Below are 21,584 nucleotides of genomic sequence, written 5' to 3'. Positions count from 1 at the left end.
TTATTTTGAATTTTATTACGGACAACAAACTACCGTTGGGCCAATGGATGGAAACTGGCGTCGATTGGTTAACCATCAATGCATCGGGTTTTTTCGATGCAATCTCTATTACACTTGAAACGATCATTCTTTTCGTGGTGGACATTTTTAAATGGATGCCACCTGCAGCGCCAATCATTATGACGGCGGCAATTGCTTGGTTCTTACATCGCAGCATTCCTCTTGTCGTATTTATCGTGTTGGCCTTACTCGCAATTCTCAACCTTGGTTACTGGCAAGAAATGCTGGAAACCTTTGTCCTTGTGTTTGCAGCGACAACGATTTCCGTATTAATTGGCGTGCCGTTGGGCATTATGGCGGCGCACCGTCCTTGGTTATACACCTTGTTGCGGCCAATACTCGATTTAATGCAGACCGTCCCGACATTCGTTTACCTAATTCCAACCTTGGTTCTGTTTGGATTGGGTATTGTCCCAGGTCTAATCTCGACCATCATTTTCGCTATCGCTGCGCCAATTCGATTGACGTACCTCGGCATTATTAAAGTGCCGGAGGAGCTACTTGAAGCGGGTAAAGCATTTGGTGCCAGCCGCATGAAGCTACTGTTTAAGGTGGAGTTACCTGCGGCATTGCCAAGTATTATGGCTGGCGTTACGCAGTGCATTATGTTGTCTCTTTCTATGGTGGTCATTGCGGCGCTTGTTGGTGCTGATGGGCTTGGTAAGCCAGTCGTACGTGCACTGAATACGGTAAACATTTCACAAGGTTTTGAAGCTGGTTTAGCGATTGTACTCGTTGCCATCATTCTTGATCGCTTGTGTAAAGCACCAAACCAGAAGGAGGCATAATCATGGACGCTATTACTATTAAAAATCTTGATGTCGTTTTTGGTCAGCAACAAGCACAGGCGCTAGCACTACTAGATCAAGGGAAGTCTCGACAAGAAATCATTGATGAAACTGGCCAAGTGGTTGGGGTTGATAATGTTTCGCTGAACGTGAAACAGGGTGAGATCTGTGTCTTGATGGGGCTTTCGGGCTCGGGTAAATCAAGTTTGCTGCGAACGGTTAACGGGTTGAACGATATTTCTCGTGGCTCTCTGAAAATTAAAGACGGCGACGACATGGTTGAGCTCTCTAACTGTGACGAACAGAAGTTGCGCCACCTTCGTACTCACCGCGTATCCATGGTGTTTCAGAAGTTTGCATTGATGCCATGGTTAACGGTATTAGATAACGTTGCGTTTGGTCTAGAAATGCAAGGCATTGGCAAAGCAGAGCGCCGTAAAAAAGCGCGTGAACAGCTCGAAATGGTCGGTTTGTCTGAGTGGGAAACGAAATTCCCGCACGAGCTCTCTGGTGGTATGCAGCAGCGTGTTGGCCTAGCGCGAGCGTTCGCGATGGACACAGATATCTTGTTAATGGATGAGCCGTTTTCAGCGCTTGACCCATTGATTCGTGCTCAGCTTCAAGATGAATTGATTCTGCTTCAAGAAAAGCTAAACAAAACCATTCTTTTTGTGAGTCACGACTTGGATGAAGCACTTAAAATCGGTAACAACATCGCCATTATGGAATCAGGAAAGCTGATTCAACATGGCAAGCCAGAACAGATCATTCTTGCTCCAGAAAACGACTATGTGGCGGACTTTGTTGCTCACACTAATCCATTAAATGTGCTGAAGGGACGCTCCTTAATGCGTGACGATTTAGTTCGCGAAGATACGCGTGTTCTGATTTGCCCTGATAAAAATATTTGGGTGATACAAGAGAGCAAGGGGTTAAGTTTAGCGGATAAAGATAAATCGTTGATTCAATGGAAGAGCGACTCTTCGAACCTTGACGAAGTTAATGAAAACTCTCTGGTTCAGGTTAGCCCAGAAATCAGTATGCGAGAAGCGATTGAACTTAAACAGCGTTGCAATCAGCCTCTGCTTATGGTTGAAGATAATAAGCTGGTTGGTGTGTTAAGCGACAATGAGCTTTACGATGCATTGCTTGGTAATTTTAAGTCAGAGCAAGTTGCGTAAAGTTGACGCAGAACCAAGTAAAAAAGAGCCGCACATTAATGCGGCTCTTTTTAGTTTAAACAATGAGTTAAGTCGCTAAGCTAAGACAATGGTCGACTATAGAGTCGTAATTACGTCATCCACTGCAAGGCGTGCTTTTGGAAGACCATGATTATAATCTTCCCCATCTTTATGGTAGCCAATCGCCAGCGCAACTTCACAAATATGGCCCTCGAGCTCTTCTTTAAACTCTTCTCCAATCAGAGCCGGATCGACACCTTCCATCGGTGTTGAATCAATGCCTAGTCGTGCCAATGTGTGTAGTAGGTTGCCTAGTGCCAAATAGACTTGTGCTTTTGTCCAGTTTCCGTTGAAGCCATTTTCGTCCGTATTTGCATCGGCAAAAGCGTAAGCACCCATAAAGTTGTTGTACATCTCCGCTGGCAAGTGGCCAGATGTTACTTCTGCATCCACACGCTTCGCAAATTTCTCTTTAGTAAATTTAGGATCGTAAGCAAACAGAATCGTATGTGATGCGGCTTTCGCGTGTGGTTGGTTAAACTGGTGCATATTTGCAAACGTATTGTGGAAACGTTGCTTCGCTTCATCACTTTCAATAACGATGAATTTCCATGGTTGTGAGTTGATAGAAGACGCCGACAAACGCAGTGCTTCTTTGATTATCGCCATGTCTTCTTGAGAAACGCGCTTGGTTTCATCATATTTTTTTGCAGTGTAACGGTTATTTAGATCGGTAATGATTTGATGGGACACGTTTATATCCTCTTTATGTGATGACAGATGAGGATGCACTAGCATCGACAACCATGCGTACCTCGAATATGGGTTCATGATAATGGATATTTTTTCATTGATAAGAGGGTGTTTATTTAAATCACTTTTTACTTTTTGTTGAAAATCGATGTGAGTTGATCGATTTGAAACTTAAAAGTCCTTATTTGGAAGCTTTTATTTGATATTAAATTAAACTCATATTGAGGCGTAGGGGAAAGCAAAATGAACGTGATTGAAGTTTTTAATGATAGCTATGAACGTTGTACTTCAGATCAGGAGTTTTTCGACTTGTTCTACAAAAATTTATGGTCGAAAAGCGCCAACTTTAGACAGAAGTTTGACGGTATAGACATGCACCAACAAGTGAGAATGCTTAGAGGGTCTATCGTGTTTTTTATGATGGCAGATACCTCGACCGAAGCGCACAAAATGGTGGAAAAGTATGGGAAAAAGCATGCAAGTGCAGATATTGGTATAGAGCCGCAGGATTTTGATGTTTGGCTTGAGAGTTTGTTAGAAACGGTTCGGCAGTGTGATTCTGGGTACGATGCCGATGTTGAAACCGCTTGGCGAACATGCTTTAAAACGGGCTTAGAAGTAATGAAACAAGAATGTGATAAAGAAGATGGGCACATCCTTAAAGCGAGTACCAAATAAGGAAGTAACGTGAGCGGTCGTTACTTCCTAGGGGCAAAATCTTACTTATCTTGTGTCTCTTTATTCTTTTTCACCGCTTCGGCGATATCACTGACAGCTTCGACAAGATTGATCGGCATTGGAAAAATAATAGTGGATGTTTTGTCTGTAGTGATTTCAGTGAGTGTCTGCATGTAACGTAATTGCAGTGCATTCGGTGCTTCGTTGAGCATTTGCGCTGCTTCTTTTAATTTATTTGAAGCCTCTAACTCACCAGTAGCGTGAATGATCTTCGCCCTACGGTTACGTTCTGCTTCTGCCTGACGGGCTAGGGCTCTGACCATGCTGTCATTTAAATCAACATGTTTGACTTCAACCGTAGCAATCTTGATTCCCCAGTCATCAGTCTGTTGATCGAGAATGGATTGTAAATCCTTATTGAGGCGTTCTCGCTCTGATAGCAATTCATCGAGTTCATGCTGACCCAATACCGAGCGCAGCGTGGTTTGTGCTAGCTGGCTGGTAGCATCGCTGTAGCTTTCAATATTGTTAATCGCCATTTGAGGATCGACTACGCGAAAATAAACGACCGCGTTGACGCGCACAGAAACGTTATCTTTGGTAATTAAATCTTGTGTCGGCACATCCAAAACGACAGTACGTAAATCAACCCTCACCATTTGCTGAATAAATGGGATAAGGATGATCAAACCAGGTCCTTTGACTTCTTGAAATCGACCAAGAAAGAACACAACCCCACGTTCGTATTCTCTCAAAACCTTGAACATTTGGGTCGCTAGTGCGAACAGCAGCACCACGATCACCGCAACGGTATAGAGCATCATAAAGCGCCTCCTATTTATTTTGGCGGTCATCAGGCATCACAGTTAAGGTCAGCCCTTTAACATTAACAATGGTGACGTGATCACCTTGTTTGAATTGTTGATGGTCTTTGGCTTTAGCTCGCCATAACGCACCGTTGAGTTGAACGCGTCCTTCGCCATCGATAAAGTCATCGCTTACCACAGCGACCTTCCCAGGGTAAGTCTCTAAACCCGTCGTTACACGCCGGCGGCGAATTTTGAGCAGCAGGCCGACGGTCAGCACGATTAGAGCTACGGAAAATATGGCAATACCAAAAATCAAAGGAAGGGCGATCTGGAACCCTGGTAACTCACTGTCCATGAGAAATATCGAACCGAGTACAAAGGCGACAACGCCGCCTAACCCCAAAATACCAAAGCTCGGACTGAATGCTTCCGCTATCATTAGTGCAATACCGAGTAACAGCAGACCAAGACCTGCGTAGTTGACAGGCATCATTTGTAGTGCGTACATGGCAAGAAGCAGACAAATCCCACCTAGCACACCGGGTAAGCCAATTCCTGGGTTGTAAAATTCAAGAAGTAAACCGTAGATGCCGATGAGCATTAGAATGTAGGCAACGTTTGGATTGGTGATAACGGCTAACATTTCTGCTCGCCAATCTGGCGTTCTTTCAACCCATGTTGGATTTTCAAGTGACAATGTCACAGTGCGATTGTTTACTTTAACAGTTTGCCCATCTATGGCTTTGACTAAGTCCTCTGGCGAATTGGCGATGTAATCGATCACGTTTAATTCTAATGCTTCTGTTGCATCCAAGCTCGCCGCCTCGCTTACTGCTTTCTCTGCCCATTCTGCATTTCGTCCATGAAGTTTTGCTAAGCCTTTAATGTAGGCTTTGGCGTCGTTAATTACCTTTTTCTCCATTGCGGTTTTAGCGGGAACTTTTTCTGAGCTTTCGTTGGTTCCTTCTGGCGTTTCTTCCGCGTTTTGATCTTTGCCATCATCCGATGAAGGAGGTTGAGGCGCACCACCTAACGCGACGGGCGTTGCAGCTCCGAGGTTTGTCGCTTCAGCCATGGCGGCTACGTGACTAGCGAGCAAGATGTATGTTCCGGCACTGGCGGCTCTAGAACCAGATGGGCCGACCCAAGTCGCAATGGGAGTCGAGGAGGTGGTAATCGCGTGAATAATATCTCGCATTGCGCTATCTAAGCCGCCTGGTGTGTCCATCTCTAAGATCACTAAACTGACACCGTTTAGTTGAGCTTCTTCTATTTCACGAGATAAATAGTCGCTAGTAGCAGGCCCTATAGCGCCTTTGACAGGAACAATCCAAACGGTATTCGCCAGTGCTTGACTGGCCATCAAGAGTAAAGGTAAGAACCATATCCATAGTCGTTTCATGCAGTCCTCCTTGTGTGGTCACAGGGACTTTTTGAAATCCTAATTCAAGTATATCCAAATAACTTAGAGATGCTTGAGTATAGGTTCTAATGAATAAGTTGCCGAGGCTAATTAGGAGACTACTTTTTTATATATAAACGCTGTGTGAGATAGTAAACTAAAGCAAATTATTGGTAATTGTGATGTTTATGTTTATTGTTCAGCGTTTGATTAAGTTGGCCGTTATCTGTGCCGTTTTCTTTACTATTTTCGATCTGATCTCCTATGGAGAGGTGACTTGGTTTCAACGGTTTTTGGCTTTTCTACACTAAACTCAGATTTCAATACGTTAGCTACTCATAAGGCGATAGGTTTCTTCCTATTCGCCTTATTACTCCCTCTTCAACCAAAGCCTTAAACAAAGCAATACTTAACTCGTTTTTTCAACTTCCTGTCGGTGGAAAAAACGCCAAAATGCAACTAAATTCATATCAATGACAAGTTTAAGGTATGTAGTTGATGAGGCAATTCAGCGCAATCGCACTAGCTGTTGTAACACTCATTTTGAGCCAAACAACAACCGCAAGAAACGCGAAGATGTTAGGTGATATCTCCCTAGTTCAGCCCATACAGGGTGATCCTAATGTGGATATTAAGCTAGCGAGAATTGGCTGGCATCTCTTCCGCGATCCTCAATTATCGTCAAATGGTAATGTCAGCTGTGCGACATGCCACAATCTGCAAACCAATGGCGCTGAAAATACACCTGTCTCTACGGGGGTGAAAGGTGATGGAATTAGAAATTCTATAACAGTGTTTAATGCAGCGTTAAATTATCGTTTTTTATGGGATGGTACGGAAAACACCTTGATGGCTCAGATTGATGGTCCAATCCATAATCCAATGGAAATGGACTCAAACTGGCAAACAATAGAGCAATATGTAAAAGAGAGTGAACATTATCAAGCTCTATTTAATCGTGACGGTGAATTGCCGATTAACGTTCATAATATCAAGTCCGCTATTGTGGAGTTTGTTGAAGGGCTGCAGACGCCTGGCGCACCATTCGATGCTTACTTATTGGGTTACACGCATGTACTGAGTGAACAGCAAATCAGAGGTTGGAAAACATTTCAGACTTCAGGTTGTGTGCAGTGTCATCAGGGCAAAAATATCGGCGGAGCGATGATCCAAAGGTTCGCCTATTTCAAGGATAAGCCAGTAGTAGAGGACTCGGGCAGGCAACTCGTTACGATAGAAGATGAAGAGCGATTCTATTTTAGAGTAGCCAGTTTACGCAATGTCGCGCTAACGAGTCCTTATTTTCATAATGGGCAAGTCGATAAGTTATCCGACGCGATACAAATCATGGCTAAAACCCAGCTCGGTATAACGATGAACGATGAGAATGTCGCGGACATTGAAGCATTCTTGCAGTCGTTGACAGCACCTAGACCCATAATTTTAGAGGTGTTGGAAAATGAATAAATTCAAACTGATCAACTTTTGCTTTTTTATTGGGATACTGACGTGCTGCACACTGGCGTATATGTCGTATATGAATTCAAAAAACGCTCAAGAATTTCATGCAGGGCTAATGAATATCGGACATGAGTTGATTGAAGAGCGTGATGTTATCGTGAACCGATATGCCGTTGAAGATAGGAAAAACTATGAGTTAACAACATCTTTAGTAGAGATAGAAATCGCAGCACAGGCACTGTTGGAATCATCAAAGGCATCAGTTTGGTTTCCCGTGACACCCAATCGTATAAAAGTTAGGGATACGCTTGAACAGTTTAAGGAGCGAGTGCTTCAAACAACGTTGAAGCTTGATATGTTAATTGGTGTTCAGGTAGAAAATCGGTATGCATTACTCATGTTGTTCAATTTATATCAGCAAGAGGTTTCTACCGAGAGCGGTCAATCATTGGGTGGCAGTCGTTATTTTGAATTTCTCAACCAGTTGCTTCTAACACAAACTGAAGTTGAGAGTGAAAAAGAAGCGAACTTCCTTAAACGGCTTCAAACGAGTGATAAAAGAATTGAATTGCTGACGAATGAACTGCTTGATCACACTTATATTGAGTTTGTCGAAAGCTCAGAGCATCGGTTACTCAATATTGCTCAAAGTGAGGCGCGTTTTACGTGGTTGTTTGTATTTATCGCGGTGATGTTTCTAGTTAGCGCGTTTGTTTATCAGTCACATCACCGAATGCATAACTTAAAACAGTTGAATCTTGAAATTGAAGAGGCGAGAAACAAAGCCGAGCGAGCGGCAAAAGCGAAATCAAATTTTCTTGCTGCAATGAGTCACGAACTAAGAACGCCGATGAATGGCGTACTAGGGCTTTCTCAAATGATTGCAGAAGAGACCAAAGAGCCGACGACGAAAGAGCACATTAGGGTTATTCTTGACTCTGGCCAGCATCTGATGACTATCCTCAACGATATTTTGGATTTTTCTAAAGTTGAAGAAAACAAACTGGAATTTGAGCAAGCTAAGTTTAAGCTCGATCAAGTGCTTTCTCCGGTGTGTAGCGCAATAAAACCACTTGTTGATGAAAAAAATATCGAGCTAATCTTGGAAAACGAGGTTTCTGAATATACTGAATTTACTGGGGATTGTGCGCGTTTACGACAGATCTTATTTAATCTCGCCGGTAACGCGGTGAAGTTTACCAATGAAGGGCATGTGCTGGTTAGAACCGAGTTAGATGAATCGAATCAGTTGTTGGTCATGTGCGTGAGCGACACCGGTATTGGTATTGCGCCAGACAAGCACGAGCATATTTTTAACTCGTTTGAGCAAGCAGACTCATCAACGACTCGAAGGTTCGGCGGAACAGGGCTTGGGTTAGCCATCGTCAAAAAACTAACCGATTTGATGGGTGGCCATATTACTCTGAAGAGTATAGAAGGCGTTGGAAGTCAATTTATCGTTGAGTTGCCGATTCCTTGGGTAGAATCTGCTCCGAAAAAGCAGCAAGAAGCACCGAAACCTCGCGCAAAATCACACCATTTAAAGATACTACTTGCTGATGATAACCGTGTGAATGCCATTGTGGCAAAAGGGTTTTGCGAAAAGCTTGGGCATGAAGTGGATGTTGCAGAAAATGGATTAATCGCGGTTAAAAAGGCGAAAGAGAACGAGTACGACCTGATCTTGATGGACAACCACATGCCCGAGATGAATGGTGTTGAGGCGACACGCGTTATCCGACAAGAGTTAGGTATCAAGACATTACTCTTTGCGTACACGGCAGACGTATTTCGTGAAGCTCACGATAGCTTTATTGAAGCAGGAGCAGACCATGTGCTTACAAAACCGCTACAGCATGAGAGCTTTTCAGACGCTCTCAAACAGTTTGCAGCCAGACTCGAACCGAAACGGAATCCGCCACTAACGAATGACAGCAATGTGCTTCAGTTGCAACGTAAGCCAATCGAGAACTTAAGGTTAACAGAGGAAGAACTCTCCCACTCAGGCATGTTTGCTTCTTTACGAGATGAGCCAGAAGCGCTCGATGAGCTGCTAAAAAGCATTATTGTCGATTTTGAGACATCTGTTGATGAGCTTATTGAATACTTTATGGCTGAAGACTTTGCTTCATTAGAGCTGACGTTGCACAAAACGAAAGGGATGGCACTGAACCTAAGTTTACCTATTTTGGCGAGCCAAACGGAGGCCCTGGAAACTCAACTTAAAGCCAACCAAAGTCCCGAGATTGAGCAGTTGCAGATGCTGATCAATCGGTTACAGGTCAACATCCATCAGTCTCATAGACTTTTGGATGATATCCAGAAGAACAATGCCGATCCTCAACAGATTTTATAGTCCCTGTGAGTGCGATGCTTTCCTTAACTCATTTTGTTGTGGTTTACTGTGGCAAGGACGGATAGTGTTGATTCGTCGTCGGAAAATCAGGGAGTTAGAATGAGTAAGCATTCCGCTTTAATCAAATGGCATCGTAAAGCTGGCGAAGAGTTTAGTGATAATAAGTATAGTAGGGCACACATTTGGCAATTTGATGGAGGGTTGCAAGTCCCAGCATCTCCATCTCCCCACGTAGTACCATTACCACTATCCGTAGAAGAAAATGTTGATCCAGAAGAAGCGTTTGTCGCGGCACTTTCTAGTTGTCATATGCTCGTTTTCCTGTCTATTGCAGCAAAGCGACGTTATGTTGTGGACAGTTACTTCGATGAAGCGGTAGGGGAGCTTGAAAAAGGCGAAAACGGAAAAGAGTGGGTATCAAAGGTAACGTTAAACCCTAAGATAACATTTTCAGGTGAAAAACAACCGACACCATCTCAATTAGAAAAACTGCACCACATGGCCCATGAGAATTGCTTTATCGCCAACTCCGTTAAAACAGAAGTGACAACGCTTATTGCGAATTAAGTGGAGCTCTTTATCAAAAAGCGCGGCCTATTGCGGAGTTATATTAAGCCAGCAGTCATCCTGCTGGCTCGTTCATCTAGACGACACCTTGCTCAATCATTGCATCAGCGACTTTTCTAAAGCCTGCAATGTTGGCGCCTAAAACTAAATTTCCAGGTTGGCCAAACTCTTTACTGGTTTCGTTTGCATTGATGAAAATATTTTTCATGATGGTTTGCAACTGACCATCCACTTGTTCAAACGTCCAGTTTTGCATGCTGGCGTTTTGCGCCATTTCAAGTTGACTGGTTGCAACGCCGCCTGCATTGGCTGCTTTTGCAGGCCCATAAGCTATGTCCGAGTCCACGATAATATTGGCAGCATCACGGGTGGTTGGCATGTTCGCCCCTTCACTAATCAAAATACATCCGTTTTCGATAAGAGCCAGTGCGTCGTCTGACGTTAATTCATTTTGAGTCGCACAAGGGAAGGCAGCATCAGCCTGATATCGCCAAACAGCATGTCCTTCATTAGGATAGTCGCCCTCTGGTGTGTATTCTGCTTCAGGGTAAGTTTCTAAATATTCTTCTAAGCTTGCTCTTTTCACTTCTTTCAGTTGTTTTAGGAGCTTAAGATCAATACCGTGCTCATGATAGATCGTACCTCGAGAGTCGCTGCATGTAACTGGCGTTGCTCCCATATGGTACAGTTTTTCAATGGCGTAGATAGCCACGTTGCCAGCACCAGAAACGAGACAAGTTTTCCCTTTCAATGAATCGTTGCGGTCGTTGAGCATGCACTCTGCAAAATAGACGGCGCCATATCCTGTCGCTTCTTTTCTGGCGAGTGAGCCACCCCAAAGCAGACTCTTGCCTGTAAGCACACCTTCGTAGCGGCCCGTCAATCGTTTGTATTGACCAAACATATAGCCAATTTCGCGCGCCCCGACACCGATATCGCCTGCGGGCACATCGGTGGTAGGACCGATGTGACGGTACAACTCGTTCATAAATGATTGGCAAAATCGCATGATCTCGCCGTCGGATTTTCCTTTAGGATCGAAGTTTGAACCGCCTTTGCCGCCACCGATAGGAAGGCCAGTCAGTGCGTTTTTAAAAATTTGCTCAAAGCCGAGAAATTTTATGATGCTCGCATTGACTGAGTGATGGAATCTCAATCCTCCTTTGTACGGCCCCAAAGCAGAGTTGAATTCAACTCGATAACCTTTGTTTACTTGTACATTTCCAGCATCATCAACCCAAGGAACTCGAAACATGATTTGACGTTCTGGCTCGACGATCCTCTGGATAATCGCTTGTTCCTTATATTTATTATTGCCTTCTATTACCGGCGCGAGAGAAGTTAATACTTCTTCTACCGCTTGGTAAAATTCTTTTTGCGCAGGGCTACTGTGTTGCAACGCAACAATAGTATCGTGTATGTATGACATAGATTTCTTCCTTGATGTGAATAAGCAATCAGTTTATATGAATGTATTTCCATTAAATAGTGATTTTGACCAAGATTCAATGGTTGTAGTGGTCTTTCCTGCGGATGAGAATGTGCAGCTTCTAACCCAGGCTGTGTTGGTTGAGATAGGTAGGGCTAGCTAAGTAAGCGGGTGGTTGAGTGATCAGTTTCACATATAACAAGCAGAAATCACTTTAGTCGATGTTGTTGTGCAGTTACGCAAATTGTTTATGTTAACGTCATGTTAAAATTTGTGTGTGTGATAACTTGTGAAAAGACAACTATATGGATGAGCTTAAGGTTCTGAACTCGTTTATTCAGCAGAATGGCCTACCAGCGTTTGGCCACCTTGATGGAATTCCAACATCGTTACAGCTAGATAAATTTACCTACCTCGATGAGATGGATAAGCCGGTATCTAAGTGGCGCCGTTACCGCGATTATAAGCAGTTTCAGTTCGTCAATTTGGTCACACCTAATTACGTCATTGGAGTAGCGATTGCTGATATACGGTATTTAGCATCCGGCTTTTGCTACCTGTTTGATATTAAAAAGAATAAGTTGATTGAGCAACAATGGTTGAAACCTTTTAATATAGGTTATCAAACTCAGCCTTCCAGTTGGTGCAGTCTTGCCCATCTTGCTAACAAAAGAGTTCAGTTTTCTATTAAGGATGGTATTTGGCACGTCCACTTTGTGACAGAGTCAGTCAATGCGGATCTCTATTTACGTCCAGAAAATATGAGTTTGCCATTAATGTTGTGTACGCCAACAGGTTATGCGGGTTGGACATATACTCAGAAGCACAATGCGTTAGCAGTAGACGGTAACTTGTTCATATTAGGAAAAGAGCAAGATCTTTCAGAGGTGGCTGCTGGTTACGATTTTTCCGCTGGGTACATGCGGCGAGAAACAAGTTGGCGCTGGGCGAGTATCAATTGCTTTGAGGATGACAGGCGTCTGGGGTTGAACTTGGCAGCTGGCGTTAATGAAACTGGCTATTGCGAAAATGTATTGTGGATTAATGGTCAGCGTCACTTTTTGCAACCTGTGCAGTTTCAGTTTTCACGAAGTGATGAAGGGCAAAAGTGGCATATTACGTCTGAAGATAAACGAGTTAACTTACAGTTCACGCCTTTGAATCGACGCTCAGAGAAGAAAAATTTTTGGCTTCTCAAAAGTAACTTTCGTCAGTACATCGGTTATTTCTCTGGCTATATTATCGATGGAAATGGCATCAAACATCAGTTAGAAGAAGTTATGGGTCTTACTGAAGATCACTATGCAAAATGGTAGAAACACAATGGATTGGACGCAGTTGATGGACCGCCCAGAATTACTTCTGATGATTCTGGCTCCAGTTTTCTTTTTCTGCATGCTTGCCGAATATTGGTTCGGACAAAGAAGAGGACGCTTGCCTGAAAGCGCGACGTATTACTTCCCTGAAGTAGCGTGTAATTTTGTTCTTGCGGGCTTACACCAAGCGACAGACATACTCACGGGTTTACTGATTGCTCAGTTGTATTTGTGGTGGTTTGATTGGCGTTTGTTTGATATCGAAATGAGCGTCTCAGCTTTTCTTTTACTTGTTGTCCTGCAAGATTTTTTCTATTACTGGTTTCATCGGGCTAGCCATCGTATTCGTTGGATGTGGGCCGCGCACGTTGTTCATCACAGTTCGGAAAGAATGAACTTCAGTACCGCCTTTCGTCAAAGTTTAATGTATCCGCTAGCGGGGATGTGGATTTTTTGGTTGCCCTTGGTGATTATTGGTTTTGAGCCAAAATGGGTTGTCTTCGTTGTGTTGTTTAATCTGGGCTTACAGTTTTTTGTTCACACCCAATCAATTCGTTCGCTCGGGCCACTAGAGTGGGTATTTAACACGCCGTCTCACCATCGCGTTCATCATGGTGTGAACCGTCAGTACATCGACAAAAATTATGCGGGTGTATTAATTATTTGGGATCGAATGTTCGGAACGTTTGAACCAGAGGTGGAAACGGTTCGGTATGGGGTTTCTAAACCTGTAAACAGCTTTAATCCCATCCGCGTGACGTTTGCAGAATGGAAAGACATGTTTTATGACGTAACTCGACCAAACTTATCATGGAAACAACGCTGCCGCCGTTTGTTCGCTCCGCCATCGGATTTTTATGAGTAAATTGAGATAAAGAGATTGGAGCGGGCAGCGGGAATCGAACCCGCATCATCAGCTTGGAAGGATGTAACACTAGTGAAAAATATATCGTGGTTTAACAATAAAAGCCTTATTAAATAATGTCTTGAGTCGGATTTTTCAATTTACATTTACACCATTTAATGCCATATTAAAGTTAACTATGGTACCAATTCATAGTTGTGAACAAGACACTTTTGGTACCTTTATTTTAGATATTAGGTATGAAGTGGCAACGTTATTAGCAAAATCTAAGAAGAAAAACTTATCCACTCGAGTTCACCCAGAGGCTCTCGATGCCTTCAATTTTTTTCATTCAATGGTGTTTAAGTTCGATAAAGTTCAGGTAGGTTTGGAAGCAATTAATGCGATTCAATGTGATCAAATTTACCGCGCTGTTTTATCAAAACCAGACCAACTTGAACTGATTTCTGGCTTCGAATTTTTCAGTTTTTCGTTGCAACATTTTAATCTTGATGATGCCGTGATCTTGATTGAAAGTGATCTTCAATCCAGGCAGATTTCGGATTTAGCTTGGAGAAGTGTGCTACGAGTTTTACTCTCATCTGTAGAAAATCAGTCGCTCGAAATCATGCGACAACATATCAATATTCACACGCCATCTCATTTGTTAAGTGATTACTTTGGGACTGATCACCTTACTCAAAAACAATTCGCTGAGTTAACCAATATGAGCGTGTCTGGATTAAAAAAACAATCGAAGTACAACCCCAAACCGCCGCAAAAATTTCAAGCTAAACCTGCGTTATTTGAACAAATGAAGGAGCGTTTTGGGAATGAATAACAACGGCGAAAAAAGTGAACAAAATCGTCGCAGTTTAATCGACGAATTATTTTATGGGTCACCTGAAAATCAGAGTACCATTGCGACCGAAGTGCTAAGGTTGATTGATATATTACCACACTCTTTCCGAGAAGAATTTATTGAAATCCAGTGGTTAATTTCCCAAGCCAAACACTTTCGAAAAGTGCATAGCACAGTATCACTCTCAACCATTCATCAAACTCTGCATAATCGCAAGCTAATCAGCAAACTTGATATCGCAGCATTTATTTCGTCAACCCTCACGCTTCTCTCGTATGATCAAAACAAGTTTGATTTCTATAAAGCTCTAACATTGATTGTCGTTATGAAGTTAAGCATAGCTGTACCTGGCGACCACCGTGATAAAATAAAGAGGTTATGCAATGAGATCAGACAGTATGCGACCGGAAATCGTCAACGACTGGTTCCTCTTTTACCAGCACCGGAACAGCATGATTTTCAATCATTGATTGAGTATTTTGATCAGCAAATCGAATCAGATACCAACATTGATAAACAGCAAGTTAGGCGACTTGGCTATTATCGTAATCCCTTTCGAGATAGTTACAATAACAGAGTAGGGATTAACCGTAAGATCGGTGCGCGTGAATTCAAACAAGGCCGTAATCTGACAATCTCAAAAGCGCAACCATTTGATGAGAGTGAAAACGAGCATCACGCAACCGTGATTGAACTGTCTTCAAAAATAAATGGCTCCGGTTGGCAAAGTGAGGATCAAGGGCAGCCAGAGCGTTCTTTATCACTAATTTCATCGAAAAACTTTGTGCAGCGGGATAAGTATCAAAATGCGATGCGAGCCCGAGCGATTAATAGCCGGATTGTAAAAAATAAGATGTCGCTGACGTGTAGTATTAACCAAGTAAGTGAATATGATATTCGCTGTGTCATGAGTGAGTGTATCTCTATTTTACGTGACAATAGTGATTACAAGCAGGTGGCGGCAGCAACGGTCATGTTGCTGATGATTTATACTGGCAACACTTTGGATGAGATAAACCAATGGAAAAGTGCTCGTTCTGATGGTTCTCGCCATATCATTGGTATTAAGCGCCGCTTCAATTTGCCTTCCGCTAAGAAGCTGGACAAACAATTAAGGTTTCTAGCCAAGGACTTTGAAGTCAGTTATGTGCTCCCACTGCCATTTAACCTCGTCTCTTCACTCAATAATTTCAATTTTTATGCCTCTACTGGTTTGGACGTCAAAACGGTATTATCGAATATAAAGAAAAAGTATCACTTATCGGTTACTTCATCATCGTTAGCGAACTTTATGAAGCAAACCATGATTGCGCAAAAAACTGATGTTTGTATTGCGGAGCTCATCAGTGCGCACGATCCGCAAAATGAACCCGCCCGGTATTATACCGCCATTAACACTAACGAATTTTTGAAGTGTTACTATCAGTATTGTGATTACCTGTCAGAGCTCAGCCAGTCAAACTATTTAGTTGATTTGGAGAAGTTCACGTCACAAGGTGTGCTTGGTTCCCCGTTTTTTCTGCAAACTGAATATCTGCAGTGGTTGTTCGAAAAACTAACCGATTTTTTCAGCTCAATGGACAATGATAAAGAAGACTGCTTTAGTGCCACTTACCACAATATGCGCGTTTTAGAGCTTCAGATCATTTTAGGTCTTGCCAGTGGATACCGCCCCGTGAACGATTGGTTCGGATCATTGAACGATATTCATATATCTACAGGTGAATATCGAATAGCGGACAAAGAGCGTGGAAAAAGTTCTGGTGGTCGAGTGGTTATTCTGCCGCCCATTGCGCTTACAAAGTTAAAGCAATATCTCCAGTTTTGTGAAGAAGCCGAGCTGTATCACAGTCGTTTTAAACCTAAACTCGCTCAGGCTTATATGGAAGCCCGTGGTGGTGAGCGAGCGTTTTGTTTTTATATTGGCAGAAATGGGGTAGAAGAAACCACCCCGTCGTCTTATGCGGAGCACATCGACAGTATTCTTCCGCTTCCTCCCAACTGGACACGACACTACCTACGATCATATCTGTATTCAATCGGTGTTCATGATGAACTGATCGCCGCATGGCTGGGGCATCAATACGCAGAAATACTGCCTTTTAGCCAGTTCAGCCAACTCAATCGGCACCAGCTCACAACCATCTCCAACGACTTGCAATCGCACCTTTGTATGCTGTTAGGCGAGGAGGAAGTATGACATTCCTGACCGGTGAATTACGGAGAGAAAAAAGTCGCCTTGAGCATATCGAAAAGGTAAAGCAAAAAGCGGACAAGCTATTTGACGAGGCGTTTCCTTCTCCAGAAAGCATAATCAGTGAAGAGGTGTTTATTCAAGGTTGGGAGCAGTTTGAACAGTCACTATTAAACGTGTTCGGCCCGCAGAAAGACTTCCGACAAGGATTTAAATATGGTGAGTATCGTGTTAATGCCAACAAAAAAAAGCATGGCTGGCCATACTCTCCACCATCAACGATTATCACCAATCGTCCACCAACCCAAACACGTGATAAAAAATGGTTAGTATCTTCCTGGGCTATATATGACCAATATGCGACATGGAGGGATACGCACCTTAATGTCGATCTACAGGATGCTTCACTTCGCTACCAAAGCTTGATGCTCTCGTTGATCTTTGAGTCAGGTCAAATGAGTATTGATGTGGTCAATGCTTTTCATCATGCAATTATCAGCCAGCAGCCTCTGTCTCTGCAAAGGGTCAGTTGTTACACCTACCTAACTCTGCTTCTGGACAATGAGAACCTTAATACCAACGCAGAAATTGATGGTGAACGTGTCACTCAATATCACTGCTACCTGTCACTACATACACTGGCCCAACTCAACCTTTGGCAAACGACGGATCTTTCGGAATGGTCTGCGCCAGAAACAGCGCGAGGAATATACGCAATACTCACTAGCCATTTCAGTCAGGTAGATAAGTTACCATCAAATTTGGCAACATTTTGTCGAGCGGCGGCGAGTTGGTATGAACGTCATTACAATGTCACAATCAGCCAAGCACTTATTGAGTTCCGAATGGGGCGAACGCGATCTTATTCACTTCCACTGTCCAACTTAAAGCAAGTACTGTCGCCTACTCTCAATATGCCTCAGTCATCTTCATTCTATGATTTTAATGATCCTATTTCCTTACCGAAAGGCAGGGAAACATCAACAAAAATAACAAACGCTCCCCGTATTAAAGATTCGGAATTCTATGAATTGGTGTCGATACCGTTTAAGACAACGCAAGGACAGAAAATCAGCGCGCAAAAACTTGCTGAAGACTTGTCTGTACTGGTTGACTCCTATTCTATGTCTGATTGGCAAGCCTGCTTTGTCAATTGGCTTAGGTTCAAGCTTGAGACTTGCACGTCCTCAACCGTCAATAGTTACCGGACAACGCTTATCAAAGATTGGGTGTTTATGAATACTGAATTCACCATAGACAATACGTTGAACGAGGGAGCTTTAGAAGAAATCTATGAAGAACAAATTAATCGGCATAAGAGTCCAAAGTCACGCAAGAACTTTGCGGCTCGGTTAAAAGATTTTCATCGTTACACCTTTTCATTCCTAAACCTTCCAAGACTCAGTGACGATTTCTTTCACTGCGACAGTACTCAAAAGCACACACGTGCAGGTTTTATTGATGAACACGTTTTTGGTGCGCTGATCAAGCATATTCAAACACTTGACGATATCAATGTGCTCGATCGATTAGCGTTGCAGTGTATCTGCATTATGTCCTATCGGTGTGGGTTAAGAATTGCTGAGTTATACAAATTGCAAATGGGCAATATTAGCCATTGTGATCAGATTTGGGTAGAAGTGCGTCCGAACCAATTCGCCAATAACAAAACCGCGAGCAGTTTGCGTAGAGTGCCTGTGCTTCCTCTTTTACTGGAGCAAGAGAAAGAAATTTTTAATCAATACTTACGACAAAAAAGAACCTTATCAAAATCTCAGTCTTCCCCACTTTTCACTCTTGGAGAGGATCCCAATGCCCCCTTTAATCTTAAAGCGGTGTCGAATTACGTGGGAAGCTTTCTGAAGATCGCATCGGGGCAGGAGCATTGGGTGTTCCACCACTTGAGACACTCATGTTTAAGCCGCTTACAACTGATGTTAGAGCTTGAAAATGCATATGAAATTTTGCCCTATGCATACCCATATGATCAAAAGCAAAGTGCCGATATCCAACAGTTGCTATTTAAAGGAACCTCATTAAAGGGATATTGGGAAATTGCAGCCTTTGCTGGCCACGAAGATCCGGAGATGACGTTCAGCCATTATTTTCATTTCAGTGATTTACTCGCTTCACCCCATAAAGCCGATTATCTACGATCACTATCGCTGCACGAAGCAACCCAGTGCGGTTTGCTATCTCACGACCGCTACTGGAAAATGCGCAAGCGTAACAATGAACAAGTGTTGTTGGCTCACGCGGCAGCCCCGCTATACAAAAAGCTCAATGTTCAGCTGGTATCAGCGTCACCTGACCAAAATGAGCAATGCTATCCAAGTCTCTTGGATCACAAAGCGGAGAGTTTTTCAATTGAGTTGTGCTATCAAGTACTTGATGCTATTGCCAGTGGTCAATCGGTTGATAGATTGGCGCTTGAATATCGTATCTCATCAAGCATTGTTGAGCAGTGGGTTGATAACGCGGAATACCTAAAATCCCTATCAGCCAACCCCACGGGGAATAACGTGGGGCAAAGCCGTCTGTTCTCTACTATTCGGCAACATAGTCTGGTACCTGGGAGATTGAAAACCAACAAAGAAAAAGAGTATGTGCGTAAATTCAATGCTAAGCTGCGTAATCACTACAAGCATCATCAACAACAGTTCACCGAACAGATGCAATACTTCTTAACTCATTGTACCGCCAGTCAATCGGGTGTGACCTTTAATCAACCTGAACTACTTTCGAGTTTTATTGATGCGTTTTCCTTTGCGATCCCCAAAGCGCATTGGCGGGTGGTGACTCTGTACATGCGATCTAGTCGATTACAGAAAGAATGGAAAGCAGCCTACGCAGGAATAAAGACCATCGTGGGAGAAGCGGGGACAACAACGGGGCGAACAGGCCATGGTTCGGTCAGGCTTGAGCTTATTAGTCCTGATGAAGAAACAATGACCGCTAACAACGAGCTGAGTAAATATTCATCACATCTACTTGTATATATTTTATTTTTTACTTTTGTCATGGTTAGAAAAGCATAAAGTTTAATTTTTGCCGCAAATATTAATAAAACGATGGAGCAACAATGTGAATCCACTGCTACGTATTTCGGAGCAATCAGCCACCGATTCCGGGAATCCCTGGACACCCATTCCGGCTATTTTTCAAGAAAGTTGTCGAATTGGTAACGTTACTGTGGGAGAGTAATAAAGTCTCATACTAAAATGGCTGAGATCTCATCGGTAAACTGCCTTTTCAAAAGCGTTTATACCCGTGCGACCTGAAGTCGTATGAAGCGTTGTTCTGTGAAGCTTCTTCCTCAGCAGCCCCATCGCTGACTTCAGAGTAAACCAGATGTATAGTTGAGCAACGTGTTGTGCTATAAATATCTAGTACCACTTTTAGCGAGAAGTGGATTGTGAGTAAAAACAGTTTCCAATAGAATTGTTGGTTGATGATATGCAAGCTGATGAGATAGAAAAAGTTCTTACGAAATTTCCATGTCTAAAATCTGAACTCAGAGATGTTTTTTGCTCAGAAGAGTTGGGGATTAAGTGGTTAGCATCACACATTCCTGCTTTAGGAGGCTTAACCCCAGTAGAAGTTGTTCAAAAAGGCGATTTGAAATTAGTTTTAATGACACTGAATAAAATTAAAGATGGGGATTATTCATAGAATTCTTAGTGGTCAAATACCTCCGGTCACCACTTTGCCTAAGAGCCCCTATGGTAATCCTCTATTTTCTAATTTAGCAAAGTGTGTAACAAGCTATTGGGACAAACTTGTACAAGGGTCTCTTGCATAAATGTACTGAAAACACTTTTTTCTCGAAATGTGTTTAGCTACAGTAAAACTGCTCTAGAACAAGAACATTAGATAAACATGTACTTGGGGATGTCAAAACGCCTAGACAATGCTTGTATATGACTAACTGTCAATTTTCTTTCACCTTTTAAAATTAGCGACACTAAGGATTTACCGCCAATCTCCGGCAAATCGCTCAGTTTTAAACCATATTGATCAATTATTACTGACAACATAGCTCTGCCTTTATCTAGCGAGTCTATGTGGTCATTAAATTTTTGAAATAACGCCGACTTATCTTCGTAGCGTTCAATAACAGGAAACAATAAATCAATCAGCGTTTTGTTGGCATCGTAATCCGTTACCAGTTCATCCATTAACTCTATCAATTCATGATATTGTTGTTCAGATCTAATCCCAGCCAACCACGGCATTTTCGAGTTAATCTCAATAGATAATTCTTTAAGCGACTTAATATCCACAATCCATTCACCCTTTAGATGAGCACATACAGAATATAGTATATGTATGCGTACCAGTTTACAATTTGTAAACATAACCAAAGGGCAATCTTCCTCCTAATAAGTCGCGCAACAGTAATCACAAGTCAGTGGCATCTCTTCTGACTCATTAATTGGATGGTACGCCCCTCCTATCCACTAAACTCGATAGTATTGAGGAAAGGGAAAAGGTGACCATCATGCTTAACACACATATTATCGGTATCGACTTAGCAAAACATGTTTTTCATCTTGTCGGCCACGATTTATCAGGTCGAGAGACTTTTCGCAAAAAATTAACCAGACAGAAAACACTGCAATTACTCTCTGTTCATAAACCAGTCATTTTTTAACTTAGTAATGTGAAGGAAAAACGTACATGAATATTGAAGAGCGCAAATGAGTTAGAAGTAGCTTTGAAATGGTGAGAATGATGGCTTACCGAGCCACACTGAGTGTTTCCTACTGCAAGTGTTAGAGCGTAATTATGTGTCACTGAACAAGAAATCTTAACACAGGAAGCTGACATAGTGTCTCAGATGATTGTTCAAGAAATGGATACAGAGCAACGTGGCCTATCTTT

General features: G+C 42.7%; 18 protein-coding genes. 13 read left to right on the top strand and 5 right to left on the bottom strand.

From position 1 onward, the window contains the following. The first annotated feature begins 5 nt into the window (after positions 1-5). Together choW and choV are read left to right on the top strand one after the other, a co-directional pair. On the top strand, positions 6-848 hold the full coding sequence (gene choW, locus R7093_RS14785; RefSeq protein ID WP_005392552.1) for a choline ABC transporter permease subunit: 843 nt from the start codon (positions 6-8) through the stop codon (positions 846-848). A 2-nt stretch (positions 849-850) separates the two neighbouring features. Further along, positions 851-2,029: a choline ABC transporter ATP-binding protein gene (gene choV, locus R7093_RS14780; RefSeq protein WP_047101368.1), complete on the top strand. Its 1,179-nt coding sequence runs from the start codon at positions 851-853 to the stop codon at positions 2,027-2,029. Positions 2,030-2,125: 96 nt separating this feature from the next. Here the strand turns inward: choV and R7093_RS14775 are convergent, their stop codons facing one another. Continuing rightward, positions 2,126-2,782 (bottom strand): NAD(P)H-dependent oxidoreductase, encoded by a 657-nt coding sequence (locus R7093_RS14775; protein WP_047101370.1) that lies wholly within the window; start codon positions 2,780-2,782, stop codon positions 2,126-2,128. A 243-nt stretch (positions 2,783-3,025) separates the two neighbouring features. Here R7093_RS14775 and R7093_RS14770 point away from each other — a divergent pair, with 243 nt between their 5' ends. After that, on the top strand, positions 3,026-3,460 hold the full coding sequence (locus R7093_RS14770) for a globin (RefSeq protein WP_017633662.1): 435 nt from the start codon (positions 3,026-3,028) through the stop codon (positions 3,458-3,460). A 41-nt stretch (positions 3,461-3,501) separates the two neighbouring features. Here the strand turns inward: R7093_RS14770 and R7093_RS14765 are convergent, their stop codons facing one another. Then, entirely contained in the window at positions 3,502-4,284 is a 783-nt protein-coding gene (locus R7093_RS14765; RefSeq protein WP_005373196.1) for a slipin family protein, read from the bottom strand. 10 nt (positions 4,285-4,294) lie between these two features. Further along, entirely contained in the window at positions 4,295-5,671 is a 1,377-nt protein-coding gene (locus tag R7093_RS14760; protein WP_047101372.1) for an NfeD family protein, read from the bottom strand. Between the two features lie 498 nt (positions 5,672-6,169). On the opposite strand from R7093_RS14760, the gene R7093_RS14755 reads away from it, so the two are divergent. The 3 genes from R7093_RS14755 (at position 6,170) to R7093_RS14745 (ending at position 10,055) form a co-directional block, all read left to right on the top strand. Next, entirely contained in the window at positions 6,170-7,138 is a 969-nt protein-coding gene (locus R7093_RS14755; protein ID WP_017820324.1) for a cytochrome-c peroxidase, read from the top strand. Next, on the top strand, positions 7,131-9,488 hold the full coding sequence (locus R7093_RS14750; protein ID WP_047101373.1) for an ATP-binding protein: 2,358 nt from the start codon (positions 7,131-7,133) through the stop codon (positions 9,486-9,488). Before R7093_RS14755 ends, R7093_RS14750 begins: the two co-directional genes overlap by 8 nt. Positions 9,489-9,587: 99 nt before the next feature. Further along, positions 9,588-10,055, top strand: coding sequence for an OsmC family protein (locus R7093_RS14745; RefSeq protein ID WP_017820322.1), 468 nt, complete (start codon positions 9,588-9,590; stop codon positions 10,053-10,055). 76 nt (positions 10,056-10,131) lie between these two features. Here R7093_RS14745 and gdhA read toward each other — a convergent pair whose 3' ends face one another. Further along, positions 10,132-11,484, bottom strand: coding sequence for an NADP-specific glutamate dehydrogenase (gene gdhA / locus R7093_RS14740; protein ID WP_213965463.1), 1,353 nt, complete (start codon positions 11,482-11,484; stop codon positions 10,132-10,134). Positions 11,485-11,789: 305 nt separating this feature from the next. Here gdhA and R7093_RS14735 point away from each other — a divergent pair, with 305 nt between their 5' ends. The 6 genes from R7093_RS14735 (at position 11,790) to R7093_RS14710 (ending at position 20,372) form a co-directional block, all read left to right on the top strand. Then, entirely contained in the window at positions 11,790-12,800 is a 1,011-nt protein-coding gene (locus R7093_RS14735) for a DUF2804 domain-containing protein (RefSeq protein ID WP_033906458.1), read from the top strand. 7 nt (positions 12,801-12,807) lie between these two features. Further along, positions 12,808-13,665: a sterol desaturase family protein gene (locus tag R7093_RS14730; RefSeq protein WP_005373167.1), complete on the top strand. Its 858-nt coding sequence runs from the start codon at positions 12,808-12,810 to the stop codon at positions 13,663-13,665. Positions 13,666-13,909: 244 nt separating this feature from the next. Next, positions 13,910-14,485 (top strand): hypothetical protein, encoded by a 576-nt coding sequence (locus R7093_RS14725; RefSeq protein ID WP_225477436.1) that lies wholly within the window; start codon positions 13,910-13,912, stop codon positions 14,483-14,485. Next, positions 14,478-16,706: a hypothetical protein gene (locus R7093_RS14720; protein ID WP_225481789.1), complete on the top strand. Its 2,229-nt coding sequence runs from the start codon at positions 14,478-14,480 to the stop codon at positions 16,704-16,706. The genes R7093_RS14725 and R7093_RS14720 overlap by 8 nt, the downstream gene beginning before the upstream one ends. Further along, on the top strand, positions 16,703-19,738 hold the full coding sequence (locus R7093_RS14715; RefSeq protein WP_225477432.1) for a tyrosine-type recombinase/integrase: 3,036 nt from the start codon (positions 16,703-16,705) through the stop codon (positions 19,736-19,738). Before R7093_RS14720 ends, R7093_RS14715 begins: the two co-directional genes overlap by 4 nt. 418 nt (positions 19,739-20,156) lie before the next feature. Further along, positions 20,157-20,372, top strand: coding sequence for an MbcA/ParS/Xre antitoxin family protein (locus R7093_RS14710; RefSeq protein ID WP_225477430.1), 216 nt, complete (start codon positions 20,157-20,159; stop codon positions 20,370-20,372). 197 nt (positions 20,373-20,569) lie between these two features. Here the strand turns inward: R7093_RS14710 and R7093_RS14705 are convergent, their stop codons facing one another. Next, positions 20,570-20,983, bottom strand: a complete 414-nt coding sequence (locus R7093_RS14705) for a type II toxin-antitoxin system HigA family antitoxin (RefSeq protein ID WP_225477428.1) — start codon at positions 20,981-20,983, stop codon at positions 20,570-20,572. Between the two features lie 218 nt (positions 20,984-21,201). Here R7093_RS14705 and R7093_RS14700 point away from each other — a divergent pair, with 218 nt between their 5' ends. Then, positions 21,202-21,354: a hypothetical protein gene (locus R7093_RS14700; protein ID WP_405522539.1), complete on the top strand. Its 153-nt coding sequence runs from the start codon at positions 21,202-21,204 to the stop codon at positions 21,352-21,354. Positions 21,355-21,584: the final 230 nt, after the last annotated feature.

The sequence above is a fragment of the Vibrio sp. 1580 genome (assembly GCF_033340055.1).
This window is presented reverse-complemented; position numbering and strand designations above follow the sequence as displayed.

Coding starts and splice junctions, on each gene's coding strand:
- choV (WP_047101368.1), top strand. CDS start 851: ATGGACGCTATTACTATTAAAAATCTTGATGTCGTTTTTGGTCAGCAA.
- R7093_RS14730 (WP_005373167.1), top strand. CDS start 12,808: ATGGATTGGACGCAGTTGATGGACCGCCCAGAATTACTTCTGATGATT.
- R7093_RS14710 (WP_225477430.1), top strand. CDS start 20,157: ATGCAAGCTGATGAGATAGAAAAAGTTCTTACGAAATTTCCATGTCTA.
- R7093_RS14700 (WP_405522539.1), top strand. CDS start 21,202: ATGCTTAACACACATATTATCGGTATCGACTTAGCAAAACATGTTTTT.
- R7093_RS14765 (WP_005373196.1), bottom strand. CDS start 4,284: ATGATGCTCTATACCGTTGCGGTGATCGTGGTGCTGCTGTTCGCACTA.
- R7093_RS14745 (WP_017820322.1), top strand. CDS start 9,588: ATGAGTAAGCATTCCGCTTTAATCAAATGGCATCGTAAAGCTGGCGAA.
- R7093_RS14715 (WP_225477432.1), top strand. CDS start 16,703: ATGACATTCCTGACCGGTGAATTACGGAGAGAAAAAAGTCGCCTTGAG.
- gdhA (WP_213965463.1), bottom strand. CDS start 11,484: ATGTCATACATACACGATACTATTGTTGCGTTGCAACACAGTAGCCCT.
- R7093_RS14760 (WP_047101372.1), bottom strand. CDS start 5,671: ATGAAACGACTATGGATATGGTTCTTACCTTTACTCTTGATGGCCAGT.
- R7093_RS14755 (WP_017820324.1), top strand. CDS start 6,170: ATGAGGCAATTCAGCGCAATCGCACTAGCTGTTGTAACACTCATTTTG.
- R7093_RS14720 (WP_225481789.1), top strand. CDS start 14,478: ATGAATAACAACGGCGAAAAAAGTGAACAAAATCGTCGCAGTTTAATC.
- R7093_RS14750 (WP_047101373.1), top strand. CDS start 7,131: ATGAATAAATTCAAACTGATCAACTTTTGCTTTTTTATTGGGATACTG.
- R7093_RS14770 (WP_017633662.1), top strand. CDS start 3,026: ATGAACGTGATTGAAGTTTTTAATGATAGCTATGAACGTTGTACTTCA.
- R7093_RS14735 (WP_033906458.1), top strand. CDS start 11,790: ATGGATGAGCTTAAGGTTCTGAACTCGTTTATTCAGCAGAATGGCCTA.